Annotated in this window: 16 protein-coding genes, 1 tRNA gene and 1 pseudogene; 10 read left to right on the top strand and 8 right to left on the bottom strand. The window is 61.8% G+C overall.

What is annotated here, in order from left to right; genetic code table 11:
• The first annotated feature begins 2 nt into the window (after positions 1–2).
• The 3 genes from FP2506_RS16480 (at position 3) to FP2506_RS16470 (ending at position 4,473) form a co-directional block, all read left to right on the top strand.
• Positions 3–308: a hypothetical protein gene (locus tag FP2506_RS16480; RefSeq protein ID WP_007068730.1), complete on the top strand. Its 306-nt coding sequence runs from the start codon at positions 3–5 to the stop codon at positions 306–308.
• 66 nt (positions 309–374) lie between these two features.
• Complete coding sequence (gene lysA, locus FP2506_RS16475) at positions 375–1,643, top strand: diaminopimelate decarboxylase (RefSeq protein ID WP_007068729.1); 1,269 nt, start codon at positions 375–377, stop codon at positions 1,641–1,643.
• Positions 1,644–1,800: 157 nt separating this feature from the next.
• Complete coding sequence (locus FP2506_RS16470) at positions 1,801–4,473, top strand: TIGR02302 family protein (protein ID WP_007068728.1); 2,673 nt, start codon at positions 1,801–1,803, stop codon at positions 4,471–4,473.
• A gap of 196 nt (positions 4,474–4,669) precedes the next feature.
• Here the strand turns inward: FP2506_RS16470 and FP2506_RS16465 are convergent.
• A tRNA-Leu gene (locus tag FP2506_RS16465) sits at positions 4,670–4,754 on the bottom strand.
• Between the two features lie 215 nt (positions 4,755–4,969).
• On the opposite strand from FP2506_RS16465, the gene FP2506_RS16460 reads away from it, so the two are divergent.
• Positions 4,970–5,551, top strand: coding sequence for a YqaA family protein (locus tag FP2506_RS16460; protein ID WP_040489208.1), 582 nt, complete (start codon positions 4,970–4,972; stop codon positions 5,549–5,551).
• 63 nt (positions 5,552–5,614) lie between these two features.
• On the opposite strand, the gene FP2506_RS16455 is transcribed toward FP2506_RS16460, so the two are convergent.
• The 4 genes and pseudogenes from FP2506_RS16455 to FP2506_RS16440 form a co-directional block, all read right to left on the bottom strand.
• Entirely contained in the window at positions 5,615–6,226 is a 612-nt protein-coding gene (locus FP2506_RS16455) for a PQQ-dependent catabolism-associated CXXCW motif protein (protein ID WP_244404226.1), read from the bottom strand.
• 200 nt (positions 6,227–6,426) lie between these two features.
• Positions 6,427–7,294, bottom strand: a pseudogene (locus FP2506_RS16450) (substrate-binding domain-containing protein); the annotation flags it as partial.
• Between the two features lie 3 nt (positions 7,295–7,297).
• Positions 7,298–8,137, bottom strand: coding sequence for a c-type cytochrome (locus FP2506_RS19320; RefSeq protein WP_244404224.1), 840 nt, complete (start codon positions 8,135–8,137; stop codon positions 7,298–7,300).
• 237 nt (positions 8,138–8,374) lie between these two features.
• Positions 8,375–10,276, bottom strand: coding sequence for a methanol/ethanol family PQQ-dependent dehydrogenase (locus FP2506_RS16440; RefSeq protein ID WP_007068723.1), 1,902 nt, complete (start codon positions 10,274–10,276; stop codon positions 8,375–8,377).
• Positions 10,277–11,251: 975 nt separating this feature from the next.
• Between FP2506_RS16440 and FP2506_RS16435 the strand changes: the two genes are divergently transcribed.
• The gene (locus FP2506_RS16435) at positions 11,252–12,094 is read left to right on the top strand and encodes a quinoprotein dehydrogenase-associated SoxYZ-like carrier (RefSeq protein ID WP_007068722.1); all 843 of its coding nucleotides are present in this window, start codon (positions 11,252–11,254) and stop codon (positions 12,092–12,094) included.
• A 72-nt stretch (positions 12,095–12,166) separates the two neighbouring features.
• Here the strand turns inward: FP2506_RS16435 and FP2506_RS16430 are convergent, their stop codons facing one another.
• Positions 12,167–12,616 (bottom strand): cupin domain-containing protein, encoded by a 450-nt coding sequence (locus tag FP2506_RS16430; RefSeq protein WP_007068721.1) that lies wholly within the window; start codon positions 12,614–12,616, stop codon positions 12,167–12,169.
• Positions 12,617–12,621: 5 nt separating this feature from the next.
• Entirely contained in the window at positions 12,622–13,386 is a 765-nt protein-coding gene (gene gloB / locus FP2506_RS16425) for a hydroxyacylglutathione hydrolase (RefSeq protein ID WP_007068720.1), read from the bottom strand.
• Positions 13,387–13,427: 41 nt separating this feature from the next.
• Here gloB and FP2506_RS19455 point away from each other — a divergent pair, with 41 nt between their 5' ends.
• From FP2506_RS19455 to FP2506_RS16400, 3 genes are all read left to right on the top strand, one after another.
• Entirely contained in the window at positions 13,428–14,324 is an 897-nt protein-coding gene (locus FP2506_RS19455; RefSeq protein ID WP_148227607.1) for a methyltransferase domain-containing protein, read from the top strand.
• Positions 14,325–14,522: 198 nt separating this feature from the next.
• On the top strand, positions 14,523–14,993 hold the full coding sequence (locus FP2506_RS16410) for a Dps family protein (protein WP_007068717.1): 471 nt from the start codon (positions 14,523–14,525) through the stop codon (positions 14,991–14,993).
• A 348-nt stretch (positions 14,994–15,341) separates the two neighbouring features.
• Positions 15,342–16,595 carry an aromatic ring-hydroxylating oxygenase subunit alpha gene (locus tag FP2506_RS16400; RefSeq protein WP_007068715.1) on the top strand — a complete coding sequence of 418 codons (1,254 nt, stop codon included), beginning with the start codon at positions 15,342–15,344 and terminating at the stop codon, positions 16,593–16,595.
• A gap of 87 nt (positions 16,596–16,682) precedes the next feature.
• Here FP2506_RS16400 and FP2506_RS16395 read toward each other — a convergent pair whose 3' ends face one another.
• The gene (locus FP2506_RS16395) at positions 16,683–17,090 is read right to left on the bottom strand and encodes a universal stress protein (protein ID WP_007068714.1); all 408 of its coding nucleotides are present in this window, start codon (positions 17,088–17,090) and stop codon (positions 16,683–16,685) included.
• A gap of 424 nt (positions 17,091–17,514) precedes the next feature.
• On the opposite strand from FP2506_RS16395, the gene FP2506_RS16390 reads away from it, so the two are divergent.
• Positions 17,515–18,990 (top strand): protein adenylyltransferase SelO, encoded by a 1,476-nt coding sequence (locus FP2506_RS16390; protein ID WP_007068713.1) that lies wholly within the window; start codon positions 17,515–17,517, stop codon positions 18,988–18,990.
• A gap of 5 nt (positions 18,991–18,995) precedes the next feature.
• A complete protein-coding gene (locus tag FP2506_RS16385) occupies positions 18,996–19,454 on the top strand; it encodes a metallophosphoesterase family protein (protein WP_007068712.1) in 459 nt (152 codons plus the stop codon).
• Positions 19,455–19,464: the final 10 nt, after the last annotated feature.

Here is a 19,464-nt window from a genome sequence, read left to right as displayed (position 1 = left end):
GAATGAGCAACGGATTTCTTCGGACGCTGATCGTCGCGGCGCCGATGACCGCTTTGCTTCTTGCCGGCTGCGGCGTCAAGAACTTGCCGCGGGCCCCCGGCACTGACAATGCCCCCGCCGGTTTCGCCGAGCCCGAACGCGGCGGCGATACGGACATCATCGGTGGCAGCCGTGACGACGATGCCCTGTTGGGGCCGAGGATCGCCACGAGCGGCACGGATGACGACGATCAGATCGGCGCCGCCGAGGTCTCTCGGACGCCGGGTGCGGCGGACAGATCGTTCTTCCTCGATCCGCTGCTCAATTAACCGCTTCGGTCCAACGGACCTCACGACCGGTTGAAAGCCCGACCGAACCGGGCAGATGGCGTCACCATGAACCATTTCGAATTCAAGGACGGGCTTCTCCACGCCGAGGATGTCCCCGTCACGACGATTGCCAAAGACATCGGCACGCCGTTCTACTGCTATTCGACGGCGACTTTGCTCCGGCATTACGACGTCTTTTCCAGCGCATTTGCAGATATCGACGCGATGGTCTGCTATGCCATGAAGGCGAATTCAAACCAAGCGGTGCTGAAGACTCTTGCGGACCGCGGCGCTGGTGCGGACGTGGTCTCGGGCGGCGAACTGCTGAGAGCGCTTCGGGTGGGAATCGATCCGAAGAAAATCATGTTTTCGGGCGTCGGCAAGACGATCGCAGAGATCGACATGGCGATCGCCTCAGGCATCTTCTGCTTCAACATCGAGTCGGAAAACGAACTTGAACTGATTTCGGCCCGCGCGGTGGATGCCGGACTTACCGCCCATGTCTCCTTCCGCATAAATCCGGATGTCGACGCGAAAACCCATGCCAAGATCTCGACCGGCCGCAAGTCCGACAAGTTCGGCATCGCCTACGACCGAGCCGAGTCGATCTACGCGCGTGCCCGCGAGTTGCCGGGCGTCGAGGTTACCGGGATCGACATGCATATCGGCTCGCAGATCATCGACCTGAAGCCGTTCGACGAGGCCTTCGACCGGCTGGCGACCCTTGTCCATCGGCTGCGTGCAGCCGGACACGAGATCAGCCATATCGACCTCGGCGGCGGTCTCGGTGTTCCCTACAAGAACGCTGATGCGACGCCCCCCGAGCCGCATGCCTATGCCGAGATCGTCAAGCGACACGTGCGCGATCTCGGCGCGAAGATCGTCTTCGAGCCCGGCCGGATGATCGTCGCCAATGCCGGAATTCTGGTTGCCCGTGTGCTCTACGTGAAGAAGGACGAGGGGAAGACCTTCGTCATCGTCGACGCCGCGATGAACGATCTCATTCGTCCGACACTCTACGAGGCCTGGCACGAGATCCAGCCGGTCGAGCGGGCGGCGAACAGGAAAACGATCACCGCCGATATCGTCGGTCCGATTTGCGAAAGTGGCGATTTTCTCGGAAAGGATCGCGAGATTGTGGAGGTCGCGGAAGGCGACCTCGTTTTCCTCTCCTCGGCCGGAGCTTATGGTGCGGTTCAGTCCTCGACCTACAATTCTCGCCCACTGATCGCCGAAACCCTGGTGAAGGGCGGAGAATACGCCGTCATTCGGGAAAGGCAGACGATCGACGAACTCATCGGACTCGATCATATCCCCGAGTGGCTGGACGCTTGAAGCCGCCTATCCGGGAGCCGACAAATCAAAACTGGAGCCCGCTCAACCAAGACATGGGACGGTATGCCCTCCCTTGATTGGCTTCACAGTCCCGTCAAGCGCCTCGCATCCTTCTCAAAAGCTGATAAAAGGACAGCTTGATCAGGTTTGAGGCATCATGACCGACAGAAGGCGCGAGCGCCCGGAGGGCTGGGCAGTCAAGATCGCAACGACCCGGAAGCTGGCAAAGACCGCACTCATCGTCGAGCGCGGTTGGCCATTGCTGCTGTCCCTCAGCTGCATCCTGGCACTGTTCCTAGTGCTCGCCTGGTTCGGCGCGTTCGGAGCTATGCCGTTCCTTCTGAGAGCAGTCGTCCTCCTCGCCCTCGTCACGGTCGCCGGCTACGCGATCTATCGCAATCGCGGGATCCACTGGCCGACCAGCGCGGAGACCGATGCGCGGATCGAAGCTTCGAGCCGACTGACGCACCAGCCGCTGCGCGCCCAGGGCGATACGCTCTCGGCGACGTCCGATCCGTTCGCTCTTGCGCTTTGGCGCGAGCACAAGAAGCGGATGGCCGAGAAGCTCCGACACCTTTCGGGTGGACCGGTCCGGACCCAGACAGAGCGCCTCGACCCTTACGGCCTGCGCGCCGTCATTCTCCTCCTCTTCGTCACCGCTTTTGCCTATTCGCTGGGTCCGAACGGGGGGCGGATCGCCGACGCATTCGTCATTCCACGCGAAACGATCCAGATCGCCGAACGCCGTGTCGACGCATGGGTCACGCCGCCGACCTATACCGGCCGGGCGCCGATCTTCCTCGCCGGTCCGAGCGTCGAAGGCGAAGCGGTGGACGGCCCGATTACCGTGCCGGAGGGCTCGGCCCTTTCGGTGCGCGTCTCCGATGCGAGCGGCATCGAATTCTCGTTCTCACCGACCCGCGACGAGGCGGAGGTGATGCGCGTTCTACCGAGCGAAAAGGGCGGACGGCAGCAGACGGCAGAAGGCGAAGCCACCGAAGCGGCGGCTGAGGAAAACAGCGCCGCCAACAACACCGCACCCTCTGGTCCCGCCTCCTACGAACTCGCGCTCACCGAAAGCGGCACGGCGAGCCTATCCTCGACGCTTCTGACTTATGGCGACTGGGCGATCGAGGTGACGCCCGACGAAAACCCAAAGATCGAGTTCACGTCGCCGCCTGCGGAAGCCGAGCGTGGTGGAGGCCTGGAGCTCGCCTATCGGGTCGAGGACGATTACGGCGTCAAGTCGGCGAAGGCGGAGATCGCGGTCGTCGACGAGCAGATTTCGAGCGATGCCCGACCGCTCGTCGAGCCGCCGGAGATCCGGCTGGCTCTCCCGCGCCGCAGCCAGAACGGCTCAGAAGCGCGGACATCCGCCAATCTCCTCGAAAGCCCTTATGCAGGCGCCGACGTGGAACTCACACTGACCGCCACCGACGCCGCCGGTCAAACCGGCCAGTCAGAGACCGTGACTATGACGCTGCCAGAGCGGCGGTTCAGTAATCCGCTTGCCCGGGCTGTGGTCGAGCAGCGACGCATTCTGGCGCTCGACGCCAATTCCGTGCCGCGCGTTCTGGAACTGCTCGACGCGGTGACCCTCCATGGCGACACCTTCATCGAAAGCACAGCCGATTATCTCGCTCTCCAAGCCGCGCGATCTCGCATCGCGGCAGCCTATAACGACGAGGGCCTGATCAGCGCGGTGGACTTTCTCTGGGAAATCGCCCTCGGGATCGAGGACGGAAATCTCTCGCTCGCAGAACAACGGCTGCGAGATGCTCGCGAACAGCTGGCCGAGGCACTGGAGAACGGCGCGTCCGATGAAGAGATCGACCAGCTGATGCAGGAATTGCGCGAGGCGATGCAGGAATATCTGCAGGAATATGCCCGTGCCATGCAGAACCAGCCGCCACAGAACCAGCAGCAGATGGGCAATATGCAGGAGCTGCGCCAGCAGGACCTGGATCGTATGCTCGACCAGATCGAGGACCTGGCGAAGTCCGGCTCAAAGGATGCCGCGCAGCAGCTGCTCTCGGAACTCCAGCAGATGATGGATTCGCTCCAGGCGATGCGCCCCGGCCAGCAGCAACAGCAGCAGGGCCAGAGCCAGATGCAGGAGCAGATGAACCGGATGGGCGAGCTCCTTCAGGAGCAGCAGCGATTGATGGACGAGACCTACGATCTCGGCCGCCGGCAGTATCGCCAGCAACAGCAGCAAAACCAGCAGCGCATGCCAGGCGAACCGCGCGAGAACGGCCAGCCTCAGCAGGGCGGCGAGCAGCAACAGGGCGAACAGATGACGCCCGAAGAATTCGCCGAGATGATGGAGCAGTTGCAGCAGCGCCAAGGCGCCTTGCAGGAGCAGCTCGAACAGCTCCAGGAAGAACTCGGCCAGCAGGGCCTCGAACCCTCCGATGATCTCGGCGAGGCCGGAGAGGCGATGGGCGAGGCAGAAGGCGCACTCGGCGAGGGAAATGACGGCCGCGCTGTCGGCGAGCAGGGCCGCGCGATGGAGGCGATGCGTCGTGGCGCCCAGGACATGATGAACCAGATGCAGCAGGCGCAAGGGGAAGGCCAGCCCGGCGACGGTCCGGGCGGCCGCGACGGGCCGGGCATGCAGGGTCAGCAACAACAGCAGAGCGGGCGCGATCCGCTTGGCCGCCAACGGCAGACACAAGGGCCTCAGTTCGGTCAGGATGTCGGCGTGCCCGACGAGATCGACGCCGAAAGGGCGCGAGAAATTCTGGAAGAGATTCGCGATCGCCTCGGCGACCAGCTCTCGCCGGAGCTCGAACGGCGTTACCTAGAAAGGCTTCTGGAAACACCTTGAGGCGAAACGGCCGATCCTGGATAGGCCTCTTCCCTAGAGAGTGCGCACCTCACATCGCGTCACGGACTGAGTGCGCCGCTAGGCTCGGCGCCGGAGCAGAATCATCACCATTCGCGCAGAACTCCCGTCGAGCAGCGAGTGCTTCGCACCTTCGGCGCGAAAAGATGAAAACAGAAAACTCGAGATTGAATGGGAATGGTGCCCCTGGCCGGGATCGAACCAGCACTCCTTTCGGAACGCGATTTTGAGTCGCGCGCGTCTACCAATTCCACCACAGGGGCGCCCCAGGCAGTTTGACTGCCGGTAGTCGCTGCTTCTACACCGCAGCGTCTCCATGGGTCAACACGATCGGCCGCCGAGCGCGTGATGCACTTGCATCTTTCATCCGCGCCCATTCTCCGTTAGGCGTCGGGAAAGCATACGGCCCTACGAAACACTGGATGCCGCCAACTTCTCTGCAACATTCCGTGGCAGCCGAGCGCCTCTGAGGACATTCATGCTGCGACGCCTCTATGACTGGGTAATGTCACTTGCCGCTACGCGCCATGCCGAGCGAGCCTTGGGAGCGGTGTCCTTCATAGAAAGCTCCGTCTTCCCGATCCCACCCGACGCGCTGCTGATCCCGATGGTGATCGCCAACCGGGCGAAGTGGGTGCGGATCGCTGCAATCTGCACCGTCACCAGCGTTCTGGGCGCCTTTCTAGGCTACGCCATCGGCTATTTCTTCTTTGAGGTCATCGGCCGCCCGATCCTCGAAGTGTACGGCAAGGCTGACTCGTTCGAGTCGCTCACCGTCCGATACAACGAATGGGGTGGGTGGGCCGTGCTTTTTGCCGCCCTCACCCCGTTTCCCTACAAGGTCCTGACGATCTTCTCGGGCGTAACGGCTCTCAACGTCGTCGTCTTCACTGTCGTCTCGATCATCGGACGCGGCGCACGGTTCTTCCTCGTCGCCTGGCTTCTCTATAGATACGGCGCGCCGATTCAGGTTTTCATCGAGAAGCGGCTGGGCCTTCTCTTCACTTTGTTCATGATCTTCCTGATCGGCGGCTTCGTCGCGCTGCGCTATCTCGTGTGATCAGGAAACACAGATCGAGAGTAGACGTCCACGCGACCCTTGGGTAAGCCGAAACAGGCCCGCCTATTCGTCCGGGCGGTCTAAAGGCTCGGTGCGCTCCAGAGGATAACCGGCCTCTTCCCAGCCTTGGACGCCGTCCGGGTACCAGTGGATGCTGGTGAAACCGTTCTCGATCGCGCGTTTGGCGGCATTGTAGCTCATCCAGCAGTCGCGATCGCAATAGACAACGATCGGCTTTGATCGATCGCCGGCGACCGCTGAGTCGAGGCCGTTCAGGAGATATTTCTTCATCATCGGCGTCAACTCGCCGTATCCTGTATCGACGAGCCAGACCGAGCCAGGAATGTCCTTGCGCGGTTTGGGCCGCCAATAAATGCCCTCCGGCAGACCCTTCGGCTTGGGTGGGCGGGGTAGGACATCGATGAACGGCACGCCCGCCTCGTGCAGCCTCCTTGCTTCCTCCGTATCGATCACGGTACCGCCTGCCAGCGCGGATGGAACCGGGGAGCGATAGTCCGACATCTTGTAGCCGTCCGGTTCGATGACCGTGTCGACGGAAAGCTCAGCGCTCTCATCCACGACCGCCGGAGATGCGCCGTGGGCCACGTGGGCGCCGGCGGCGAGGAAAGCCACAAGAAATGGGACGACCAGCTTTGAGGAATACGCTGTTGTCACTTCGACCGCCGGGCGTTCCCTCAATCAGTCTGATGCTGCGCCAGAACTGGAGCTCTCGCTGGCGTCAGTTTCGCCATCTGCATCTGACGATCTGGTCGTTTCGGCGGCCGGCGCTGCCTGATCTGCGCTGTTCCTGTCGGTATCGACAGCAGATTGACCATCGACTTCAGAAGCGGACCCGGAGGCGCCCTCTCCCACCGCGGAGGACGTGATGGGCTGATCGTCCTCGGTCAGAAGGGGAACGCCGTAGGAGAGGAGTATCTCGTTGATCTCGTCCTGATAATCACGGATGGCGACGTTCAGCGTGCGCTTCCATTGCTGATCGGCCGCGCGAACGCCCATGGTGATACGGTAGGCCATCGCAGGGCCTGGCGGCTCGTTGACGAGCGGTATGACGGTGTAGTCTTTCTCAGACTGTTTAGCGTACCAGCCGGCCATCGGTCCCCACAGGACCGCAGCGTCGATTTCGCCGGCCTCGAGATCTTCGATCATCGCCTTTGCCGAGTTGTTCACGCGGGTGTCGACGACAAGCTGATAGGGCTTTGCCAAACCGATGAGGCCCGCTCGCGCCAGATAAGTGGCAGGAGGCGTTCCCGCGACGATGCCGACTCGCTTGCCCTCAAGTTCGGGATCTTCCAGCTTCTCGATTCCGGCGAGTTCGCCATCAGAAGGAACGATGATCGAATAGGCCGTCCGATAGTAGGCGTTGGTGTTCTGCACCATCTCGTCGCCCTGCGGGTAGCTCATGATGATATCGCAGAGATTGGAGCCGAGCGTCATCCGCACGAAGCCGGTGGCCTGCGGGAAATAGGTATAGGAGACCGACTCGCGACCGAGTTTGCCGGCAAGAAATTCCGCGAGTTCCTGTTCGAAGCCCTCTTCATTTTCGTTAGAGAACGGCATGTTCGCCGGATCCGCGCACACGCGAAGTACGTCCGGATCGACAAGTTCGATTTCACCGCCGAACTCGCGGTCCTGTGCGTGGGTCCCGCCCGCGAACAGGAGAATGGGAAGCGCGAGCGTCAAGACGCCCGCGCATGCCCGCTTGATTGTCGAGCAAAAGCTCATCGATCAGAAGCCCAGGCAGTCGTATTCGTGCTGCTGCGCAGCGTCGGTCAGTTCGGTTTTTTCCGGACGCTTCGGTTCTCCACGTCCGACGACACCATCGGTACGGCCGCGGAGATAGACGTAGATGGCATCGAGCGAGCACATCACGTTGGGGTCTTCGCCCCAAGCCGGCATGATGGAGTTTCCGGAGGAGCTCCACTGGTTCTGTTGACCAGATACGATGATACCCGCGAAGTCATAGTAGCTCAGGTTCTGCACCGATTCAGCGAGGTTCGGAGCAAAGGAAGAACCCATCCCGTCAGGTCCGTGACACTGCAGGCAGTTCGCTCCGTACTTCTTGTAACCACGCCACGTATACCAGTCGGCCGAATCGTCAGCGAGGGCATAGACAGGGCTACCGGCAGGGTCCAGTGCAAGGCCAGGCGTCTGGTCCGCATCTGCAGGCTTCGTCTCGGCAACAGCATTGCCTCCAGCTTTTGTGTCGGCGGAGGGGGTGGAATCGACCTCAAGGCCGGCTTGCATCTCGCCTTCGCCGCCACCGCCTGCGGCCTCACCGCTTTCGGAAGCCTGTTCCTCGCTTCCGGCAGCCTCGCCGTCGCCTTCGGTGGAAGCTTCAGCCTCAGCCTCAGCCTCGGCCGCAGCCGGCTGCTCGCCTTCGGAGGTTGCGGCAGCAGCGGCAGCGCCGCCCTGGTTCTGCGCAGCCGCGCCGGAATCAGCCTGGGCTACCTGCATATCGGGCGCAGACTGGCCTGCAGGAATGACGGTCGTGCCTTGGGCGAAAGCATAGCCCGCGGTGGACAGGAGAAGCGCACCGGCAAGACCGGTCAGAGTTCTATGGGTCATCGTTTCCTCGATAGTTACGCGATACACGAACGCGATCGATCTTGGTTGTCGTGAAAGAATTGGGCTGTTTTTGTTCGAGGCCAGCATGCCTCGGTCACATTCCGTAAAGTCGGGATGAATTCCCGTGCATCTGGAAGAAAGGCCGCGCCCCATCGGAACGCGGCCTTTCCAAAGACGTCCGGATCGCATTGGTGCCCGCCTTGAGAGCGGGCACCGTATCTCCGGATCGGATGGACCTTAGTTGGCCTGCTGCTCGCCTTCGGCTGCCGGCTCCGAAGAACCTTCCGAAGAGGACGAGGCCGAAGCCGTCTGGTCCGGAACCGTGAAGACCGTCAGCTGACCGCCGAGAGCAGTGTAGTTCGACAGCGCGGCGTAACCACCGACGGCGCCGAGGCCAGCGTTCGGATCGGTAAGACCCGCTGCGAGGCCAATACCAGCCCAGCCGCCGATACCCGAGAGGATACCGACATACTGTTTGCCTTCCTGCTCGTAGGTCATCACGTTGCCGATGATGCCCGACGGGGTCTTGTAGCTGTAGAGCTCTTCGCCGTTCTCGACATCGACCGCCTTCAGGTAGCCTTCCAACGTACCGTAGAAGACGATGTCACCAGCCGTGGCCAGAGCACCCGACCAGACAGAGAACTGCTCGGGAACTGACCAGACGATCTCACCCTTACCGGCGTCCCAGGCAATGAAGTTGCCCATGCCACCGTGGCTGTCCGGAGCCGGATACATCGAGAGCGTTGCACCGACGTAAGGCTGACCGGCCGTATAGGCGACGCGGAACGGCTCGTAGTCCATGCAGACGTGGTTGGTCGGGACGTAGAACAGACCGGTCTTCGGCGAGAACGCCGCGGGCTGCTGGTCCTTCGTGCCGAGCGCCGCCGGGCAGATGCCGGTGGTGTTCACGTCTTCGCCGTTCTGCTCGGTCGAGTACTCGGACACAACCTGCGGACGACCATACTGGTCCGACTCCGGATCCATGACGACTTCCGTCGCCCAGTTCACGACCGGGTCGTACTTCTCGGCGACGAGAAGCTCGCCGGTTTCGCGGTCCATGGTGTAGGCGAAGCCGTTACGATCGAAGTGGACCAGAGCCTTGCGCTCTTCGCCGTCCACATCGATGTCCGCGAGGATCATCTCGTTGACGCCGTCGAAGTCCCACTCATCGTGCGGGGTCATCTGATAGAGCCACTTCGCCATGCCGCTGTCGGCATCACGAGCCATGATCGTCATCGACCACTTATTGTCGCCTGGACGCTGAGCCGGGTTCCACGTCGACGGGTTACCCGTTCCGTAGTAGACGAGGTTCAGTTCCGGATCGTAAGCGAACCAGCCCCAGGTGGTGCCGCCGCCGATCTGCCACTGATCGCCTTCCCAGGTCTCGATCGAGGAATTCTCGCCGACCGGCTTGCCGAGAGCCATCGTGTTTTCCGGATCGACGAGCATTTCGTCATCCGGACCGGTGGAATAGGCGCGCCATGCCTGGCTGCCGTCGGAGAGGTTGTAGGCCGTGACCGAGCCACGAACGCCGAACTCACCGCCCGAGATACCGATCAGGACCTTGTCTTTGAAGACCATTGGAGCGGCCGTACCGGTCTCGCCCTTGGACGGATCGCCATTCTGGGTCTGCCAGATCTGCTCGCCCGTCTCGGCGTTGAGCGCCGTGACGTTGGTGTCGGCCTGATGCAGGATCACCATCGCCGGGTTTTCACCCTCAGCCGGCGCGTAGGCAACACCACGGTTGACCGTGTCGCAGCACATGACCGGAATCACGTTCGGGTCCTGCTTCGGCTCGTGCTTCCAGATGATGCGGCCGTCCTGCGTCAAGTCGAGCGCGTAGACAATGTTCGGGAACGGCGTATGAACGTACATTACGTTGCCGATGACGAGCGGATTGCCCTCATGGCCGCGAAGAACGCCGGTCGAGAACGACCAAGCCGGAACCATGTCGCCGACATTCTCTTTGTTGATCATGTCGAGTTCGGAATAGCGCTGATTGGCGTAATTGCCCGTCGGCATCGCCCACTGCGCCGGATTGCTCGCTGCTTCCTGCAGAGCGTCGCTAGCGCTGGCGTATCCGCCGGCAGCCAGGATCAGGCTCGAAGCAAGGGCAGCTTTCGTGAAAGTTTTGAGCATTAAATGTCCTCCCAAAGGAACGGGTTGCCAGATAAAATCGAGCGACATGGCGGATTATTATCCGACAAGGTCCACCCGACCGAAGCCGGCGATGAAAGGGGACGGTTTCCGGCAGCGTGTCACGACCACCAATAGGGGTCTTGGTGGGCACCGTTGATCATTTACCCTACCGAGGCCTTCGAAAAATTGCTGTGCTCCCAACACGCTGCAACTTTTGAAGCCGGAAACCATGGCGGCAATGCTAGAGGCGGAAATCCGGCGATGCAAGCGAAAAACGGGACTTTTTCCTGCCGCAGCGCAGCAATACCTTTTGTGCATTGCAACAAGACTGCCTTTTCGCAGGTCTCATGTGGGCTGACAAATGAAACTGGGTTGCGTTACATTTTCGAGCAGAAACGTTGCTTTTGTCGCAGCCGACGCAAAGTCTACTTCAGTGAATAATCTGGAAATCGGTTGGAGTCGGGCGGAGTTATAGTCGCCGACTGAGATGGTCACTTTTGTCGCTCTAGACTTTGGTCGAATATCCTTCTGATCTGGGAAAATTGAACGCCGAACGCGGCACGCGATTTGTTGCAGGTGCGAAGATGGGCAACAGCCGGGCAAAACGCCGCATCTTTTGGCCATGATTAACGAAGCGAATATGCTCATTCTTCTGCGCCTTCGTCCACAGAACTGAAGCATTGCAGCGCTTGGAAGGCCGCTAAGCGTATGAGGCCCTTGGTCCGGCGCAATGGGGAGACGTTCGCACTACCCGAAATGCGACGCATACACGCGAAGATCAGTGCCTCTGGCGAACTTGAGTCTCAAGGAGCGGACGCCCGACCCGCACCCCCGTCACGGGAGTATGAAAGTGACCGCCCTTGCCGGCGGGCAACCGCTACGTCACAATGCGGAAAATCGTCACGCATGATGCTCCGCCCCGCGAGACCATCCGCGCGGCTGTGGGCACCCCGACCTCAATGGGAGGAAACCCGCATGCTTCTTCGCAATTCCAGTCTCTTCGGCCTGACCTCGGCCGGGATCGTCGCAGCCTCTCTCGCGCTCGCACCCGTCGCCGCCCTCGCTGAGAGCGCTCAAACACCCGAACAGACGGCCGAGAATACGGACTCGGCCTGGAGCTACCTGAAGAGCGATCTCTTCGGCGACAAGGAATTGCAGGCCGGCACCAGCGTCGTCACGCTGGACGCGCCGGGCCGGGCTGCAGACCCGGCCGTCGTGCCGATGACGATCGGGCTTGATCCGAGCAAGAATATCCGGAAGGTCACCCTGGTGATCGACGAGAACCCTGCGCCGGTCGCTGCGACTTTCGAGATCGCCGAGGGTGCAGGGCTCACCGAACTCTCGACCCGCGTTCGCGTCAACGCCTACACGGATGTTCATGTCGTCGCCGAGGACGCCGAGGGCAACCTCTTCGTCACCGAGACTTTCGTCAAGGCGGCGGGTGGCTGCGCGGCGCCGGCGGCCAAGGATCCCGAAGTAGCGGCTCGCCAGATGGGCCAGATGAAACTGCGCTCCTTCGGCGAGGTCGAGGGCTCCGCGGGCAAACGCGAAGCCCAACTCCAGATCCGACATCCCAACAATTCAGGGCTTCAGAAGGACCAGGTGACGCTCCTCTACATCCCGGCTCACTTCGTCGATACGATCGATGTGTCGCGCGGCGGGGAGAAGCTGTTCTCGATGACCGGCGGCATCTCGATTTCAGAGGATCCGAACTTCCGCTTCACCTATACCGGCGAGACGGAAGAGCCGTTCGAGGTCAAGGCGACGGATACCGAGGGCAACGTCTTCGAAAAATCCTTCCCGGTGACGCCGGCCTGACCTTCAAGTCACTCATCATGGATGGAACCGGGACGCGGGTCGCTCAAGCGATCCGCGTTTTTGGTGCATGCATCAGGCGGAGGGGCTGCGCGGGGTCGGACGCCAATCTTTCGGTGCCATCTCAAAACTGTCGAAGGTGAAACCCGGTGCGACAGTGCACCCGACCAGGGTGTAGGCACCGAGGCTGGTCGCCGTCTGCCACCAGTTCGTCGGAACGACGAGTTGCGGCCGCTGATTTCTTTCGATTTCGGGCCCGAGATAGTGCGCATAGGCATCGTGACCGTCCGGCGAGACCGTCAGGACGAGCGGTGTGCCGCGATAGAAATGCCATACCTCGGCCGCATCGGTAACGCGGTGCCACTCAGAGGTTTCGCCGGCCTCGAGCAGATAGTAGATCGCGGTCGAGCGTGCCCGGCCCGCCTCGTCCGCGTTCTCGTCGCGAAAAATCTCGCGGAACCAACCGCCTTCGGGATGGCGCTCCATAGCGAGCGTCTCGATGATCGCCTGAACCTCACCCCGCATGACGTTCAGTATCCGTCTCGGGTCTTGCGGGCGTGGGCGAAAACCTCCACCGGATCGGCGCCCGCCATGCCGACGGCGGTCTGAAACTCGGGATCATCCGCCCTGAGGAACGGGTTCGTCTTCTTCTCGCGGCCGAGTTCGACAGGGATCGTCGGTTTGCCGGCTGCGCGCAGATGCTCGACCTCGCTTGCCCGCTCCTGAACCAGAAGGTTGTTCGGGTCGAGATCGAGCGCGCATCGAGCGTTCGTCGCTGTGTATTCGTGCCCGCAATAGAGCATCGTATCGTCAGGAAGGTCGCGCAGCCGCTTCAGCGAAGTCCACATCATCGCCGGATCGCCCTCGAACAGCCGTCCGCAGCCGAGCGAAAAGAGGGCGTCGGCGGCGAACAGCGCCTTGGCTTCGGGCAGATAGTAGGAAATCTCGCCGAGCGTATGGCCCGGCGTCGCGATCACCCGCACCTCGATGCCGCCGACATCGAGCGTATCGCCGCCTTCGGCGGTCTCGTCGATGCCGGGGATGTTGGAAGCCTCCCCCTTCGGCCCGATGATCTTCACGCCGAACCGATCCTTCAGCGCTTCGTTCGCAGCAACGTGGTCGGCATGATGATGCGTCGTCAGGATATGCGTCAAAGTCCAGCCCGATGCCGAGAGCGCGTCGAGGATCGGACGTTCCTCCGGCGCATCGATCGCGATCGTCGTGTCGCCGCGATGGACAAGCACACCGAAATTGTCGCTGCGGCATCCGAACTGTCGGATTTCGATCTCTGCCATCTCTGCGTCTCCCGATGCTATCCTCTCGCAAGAAAGCACATATGCGCGGGAGTGAACGCGCCAAGCCTTGGCGCTTCCGCCCGGCTATTCCGCCCCCACGCGTTGCAGCGGAGCCCGACGCCAGCCTATATCCTCAAAGGACCGCAAACGCGCCGGGAGGGCTTCAGGGTCTGACGACGAACGCCGACATCATCGACCTGCGTGACTTTTATCACAGCCCACTCGGGATTCAGGCAGCCCGGGCGATCGGGCTCTCGCTGGCGCCGCTCTGGAAGCCGATATCGGACGAGCGCCTCGTCTCGATCGGTTATGGGACGCCCTATCTCGATCGCTTTGCCGGCGATGCAGAGCGAGCGCTCGCCTTCATGCCGGCACCGCAGGGTGCCGCCTGCTGGCCCCACGGCGGGCCTTCGCGCACAGCACTCGTTGGCCCGGAGAACCTGCCGCTCGGCGACGCCTCGATCGACAGAGTCCTGGTGTCTCATGCGCTCGAATTCGCCGAAAGCCCGGAGGCGTTCCTCGAGGACATCTGGCGCATTCTCGCTCCAGGCGGGCGCCTGGTGATCGTCGTGCCGAACCGGCGCGGGGTCTGGGCGCGCTTCGAGCATACGCCCTTCGGCTCTGGGCGGCCGTGGTCTCGCGGCCAGCTTCAGCGGCTCCTGCGCGCAACGATGTTCACACCGGCGACGTTTTCCGAAGCCCTGTTCTTTCCGCCCTTCCGCAAGCGCTCGCTGCTGTCCGCCAGCCTGCCACTCGAACGCTTCGGCCGCCGTGCCTGGCCCGTTTTCGCGGGCGTGGTCGTCGTCGATGCGGTGAAGCAACTTTATCGCGGCGTGCCGGTGACGACGCGCGAGATGGCACGCAAACGGATATCCAAGCCGGTCCTCGTCCCGGCCGGAGCGGGTGCGGGAGCCCGTGCTCGCCAACCGTGCTTGTAGACCCAACTTCCTTTTAGCCTTTGAGATCGTCGACGAGCGGCCGGCTTATTTCCGCATGAACAGACCACTGTTGGCGGTCTTTAAGGTCCGGTGTCGCCGTGCCCCGAAGCGCGATCGGCACTTGAAATTTCGGGCGCTTCAGATTAGATCTGAGCGAGTTGTTTAGAACGATTCCAAACTTTCGAAGGAGCAATCGCCATGGGTCTCGTCGCTGCGAAGATGGAACCGAACGCCAAGGAGGAGATCGTCGAGGGGCTGACCCAGTCTCTTGCCGAGACGGCGGTCGTCACGATGAAGGCACAGAACTTCCACTGGAACGTCACCGGCATGGCCTTCGGCCCGCTGCACGAATTGTTCCAGAAGATCTACGAGGATCACTTCGAGGGTCAGGACTTCCTCGCCGAGCGAATTAAGGCATTCGACGCTCATGCCGAGGGCCGCTATTCGGTTTTCCTCAAGCGCTCCGTGATCGAAGAGCATGACGGTCACATAGATGCGAAGACGATGATCGAGATTCTGATGAAGGACGAGGAGACACTTTCGTCCACCCTGTCGGCACTTGCGGAAGTCGCCGAGCAACATGGCGACTGGGCGACCAACGACATGGCCACCAACCGCATCGAAGTTCACGACAAGTTCGCCTGGATGCTGCGCGCGCACCTGAAATAGGTTTGCCTGCAAGGCAGCGCGGAGGTCGGCAGCATATGGGCTCGCCTCCCTCGAGATGGAAATAAGCCGTTGGTGCTTGGACGCACCGGCGGCCTTTTCGTTTCGGCCGATGGTCGATCCCTCTCGATCGATATCGAGTCCAAGCTGAAAAATCTGCGGATAAGGAATGCAGAACCGGGAACCTGCTTCCCGCCGGACGACCTCGGGCATGAGCTTACGCAGCGCGCAGCATCCACGACGTCAGCTTCAGGCCGGCGCCAGAATTTCTGACGTTGAATCAACCGCCATGAGCGACGATAATGGGCGCCGAGCCAAGGCCCGCCTCACCTCCGAATTCCAGGTTCCGTCATGCTGCAATCCCCCAAGGATGAAGTCTCCGCCCTCCTTCGTGCGCGCCAGACGGGCCACTCCCTGCCTGCGGGGCTCTATACGCGGCCCGAGGCATACGAAGCCGATCTCGACGTCATCTTCCACCGCCACTGGATCGCGGTCGCGGTCGAGGCGGACGTGCCGGAGGAAGGCGACGTTTACGGTGTCGATATCGGCCGGTCTTCGATCGTCATCTTACGCGACGACGCGGGCACGGTGCGCGCCTTCCACAATGTCTGCAGCCATCGGGGCGCCAAGCTCGTCGATGCCGGGCACTCGACCATCGGCAAGCTCGTCTGCCCCTATCATCAGTGGATCTATGAGCTCGACGGCGAACTGATCGAAGCCCCGCACATGGGCAAGGACTTCCGCTACGACCTGCACCATCTCCGTCCGGTCAACATGCGCTCGATCGGCGGCATCCTCTATGTCTGCCTGGCAGACGAAGCGCCATCCGACATCGAGACGCTCGCGGAGATCATGGCGCCGCGCCTCGCGCCCTACGACCTTGCGAACACGAAGGTCGCCTATGAAAGCGAGCTCGTAGAGGAGGGCAACTGGAAGCTGACGATGGAAAACAATCGGGAGTGCTATCACTGCGCCTCGAACCATCCCGAGCTCTGCGTCTCCTTCATCGATCTCGACTTCGGCTTCGATCCTGATCAGTTGTCGGACGAGGACCGCGAGGAAGCGGCCACGCACGGCAAGATGTACGAGGAGCGCACGAATGCGTGGGAAAGAGATGGCTACCCTTCCCGCGCGATAGAGCATACCGTCGGCAAGGAGACCAACTTCCGCACCCAGCGGCTGATCATCGCCGGCGCCGGCGAATCACAAACGCCCGATGCCCTCGCCGCTTCCAAAAAACTGCTTGGCACGATGACCCGGAAGGACACCGGCGACATTCATCTGTGGGGCAACAATTCGTGGAACCACGTCATGGCCGACCATGCGGTGATCTTCACGATCTTTCCGCTGTCGGCAGACCAGACACTGGTTCGTACCAAATGGCTCGTCCACAAGGACGCGGTCGAGAGCGTCGACTACGACCTTGAACACCTCACCTCGGTCTGGAAGGCGACGAACGCACAGGACGCCGCCCTCGTCGCAAGGGCCCATGCCGGCGCGCACTCGGTCGGCTATCGTCCAGGGCCCTATTCCAAGTTCACCGAAGGTGCCCTCGACGACTTTTCCACCTGGTATGTCGAACGGATGAATGCCCACGGCTATTGATCGGCGCCCTGCCCCTTCTCGGAAGAGATGGGACGATCTGCATCCTATCGAAGGCCCGTACGCCCTGCGTCTGAAATAGCCTCGCGCCTACCGCAGGACGTGTACGGCACAGGGAATGCTACGCACCACCCGCCCGGCGGTCGACCCTAGGAACCAGTCCTTGATGCCGGGCTTGTGCGAGCGGATGATGACGAGGTCGAAGCCGCCCTCTTTCGCGATCGAGATGATCTTGGCTGGCGGCTCGCCGATGATGGCACTGATCTCGACGCCTTCGAGGCCCTTGAACGCCCTCTGAAGCTTCTCCCTCGCCTTGGCACTCGAACGCTCGTAGACCTCGCCGCCGATTTCGGCCACGACATATTTCGGAATGACGTTGATGACCGAGACGGCGTGAAATGTCGCTCCTTCGTCGGCGAGGGCCCGCGCGGCAGCGATCGATTCCGAAGCGGCATCGAGGTGATCGGGCGCGATCGGGATCAGGATCTTCTTGTACATGAAGGGCATCCTTGGTCGAGACAGAACTTAAGCGATGGCGGACTGCTTTTTGACCCGCATCATCGGACATACCAGATGACGACCCTGTGACAATATGGCCGGTCGTTCTATAGAAGATCGGCGCGCACCCGAGGTGGGTCTGATCAAGAACGAAGTTTTCTTGCGTGCCTTTCAAATATATCCTGCTGCGTCCCGCTGCCGGAGTCTCTCGCTGAACGCTCGAAAAGCGCCTTCGACCCGCGCCACATCGCGTAGGCCTGCAGTGCTCAAGCAAGGATGTCGGACACTTCTCTGATTGCGCGCCCTGGAACTACAAACTCGCGTTCCCAGCCTTCCCAAAAAGCTCTGAACCCTCGAAATCCGTCACTCAAGACGCCATTTCCGGAGAGCGTTTTGAAACGAATGACGGGAGCCGACAGAGCCGATGACGGTCCATTTCCCCTTCGACAACAGCTATGCTCGGCTCGGCGAGCGCTTTCACCAGCCGATCCTGCCGACGCCAGTCACGGCGCCGAAACTCCTCAAGCTGAATCGGCCGCTATGCGCTGAGCTGGGAATTGACGCGGACGCGCTCGATACGGCGGAAGGCGCCGAAATACTCGCAGGCAATCGGCTTCCCACCGGTGCCGATCCGATCGCCGTGGCCTATGCCGGCCATCAGTTCGGGAACTTCGTGCCGCAGCTTGGCGACGGACGCGCGATCCTCATCGGCGAGGTTGTCGACAGGGCCGGTCGGCGCCGGGACATCCAACTGAAGGGAAGCGGGCCGACCGCCTTTTCCCGCAGCGGCGACGGGCGGGCCGCCCTCGGGCCCGTTCTTCGCGAATATCTCGTCAGCGAAGCGATGGCCGCGCTCGGCATTCCTACGACGCGCGCGCTAGCCGCGACTGCAACGGGGGAGCCGGTTTACCGCGAGACTGTTCTGCCGGGTGCCGTCCTGACCCGGGTCGCATCAAGCCATGTTCGCGTGGGAACGTTCCAGTACTTCGCTGCGCGGGGCGAGGAAGACGCGGTTCGACGCCTCGCCGACCACGTGATCGAGCGGCACTATCCAGAAACTGAAGATGCACCCCATCGCTATCGTGCACTACTCGAAGCCGTCGCGACACGTCAGGCAGCCCTCGTCGCGCGCTGGATGCAGGTCGGTTTCATCCACGGTGTCATGAACACGGACAACATGTCGATCGCAGGGGAGACGATCGATTACGGGCCATGCGCGTTTCTCGACGTCTACGACCCCGGAACGGTCTTCTCTTTGATCGATCGGCAGGGGCGCTACGCGTACGGAAATCAGCCCAGCATGGCGAGCTGGAATCTGGCGCGCCTTGCCGAATGCCTGCTTCCGCTTCTGGATCAGGACCATGACAGAGCTGTCGAGATCGCGCAGGAAGTTCTCGGTGGTTTCGCCGCTGCCTTCGAAGCCGCCTACCTGGACGGTTTCAGCGCAAAGATCGGCCTGCAGACCCGGCAGGCGGGGGATGCCGATCTGATCAACGATCTTCTGGCGATCATGGCGCAGCAAAAGGCTGATTTCACACTGGCCTTCAGACAGCTCGGCGATGCGGCGGAAAACAGCGACGGCGATGCACAAGTACGTTCCCTCTTCGGCGATCCAGCCGCCTACGATAGCTGGGCCGTTCGCTGGCGCGAGCGACTGGCCGCCGAGCCGCAAGAAACGAGCGAATGCCGTGCTGCGATGGATGCGGTGAACCCGGCCGTCATCCCGCGCAATCACCTCGTGGAAGAGGCTCTCGCCGCCGCGCTCAGCGAGGACCTGGCTCCGTTCGAGCGCCTGAACGAGGCGCTGGCCAAGCCTTACGAGGATCGCGCCGAATTTGCCGATTATGCCGGTGTTCCGCCGACGCCAGAAGTTCCCTACCGCACCTTCTGCGGGACTTGACACGCATGCAGCGGATCGGGGTCATCTCGGACACGCACGGCCTGCTCCGACCCGAAGCGATCTCCAAGCTCGAAGGCGTCTGCCAGATCGTCCATGCGGGGGACATTGGAAAGCCGGAGATCGTCTCCTGCCTTGCCGGGATCGCGCCCGTCACAACGATCCGCGGCAATGTCGACACGGCCGACTGGGCACAGGCCTTTCCGGAGACTGCGTGCCTCGACGTCGCCGGCCGGCGTATCTTCGTCATTCACGATCGGAACGACCTCGCCTTCGATCCCGCCGAAGAAGGCTACGACCTCGTCATTTCGGGTCATTGCCATCGCCCCGGCTTCGAGACTGTCGAAAACGTCCTCTATCTCAATCCCGGAAGCGCCGGGCCCAGGCGCTTTAAGCTCCCTGTCACCCTCGCGACGCTCGATCTCGAACAAAGTCCCCTCGTCCCGGCGATCCACCAGCTCGTCTGAGGCGAAAGTT

The organism is Fulvimarina pelagi HTCC2506 (assembly GCF_000153705.1).
GTDB classification, from domain to species: Bacteria; Pseudomonadota; Alphaproteobacteria; order Rhizobiales; family Rhizobiaceae; genus Fulvimarina; species Fulvimarina pelagi.
This window is presented reverse-complemented; position numbering and strand designations above follow the sequence as displayed.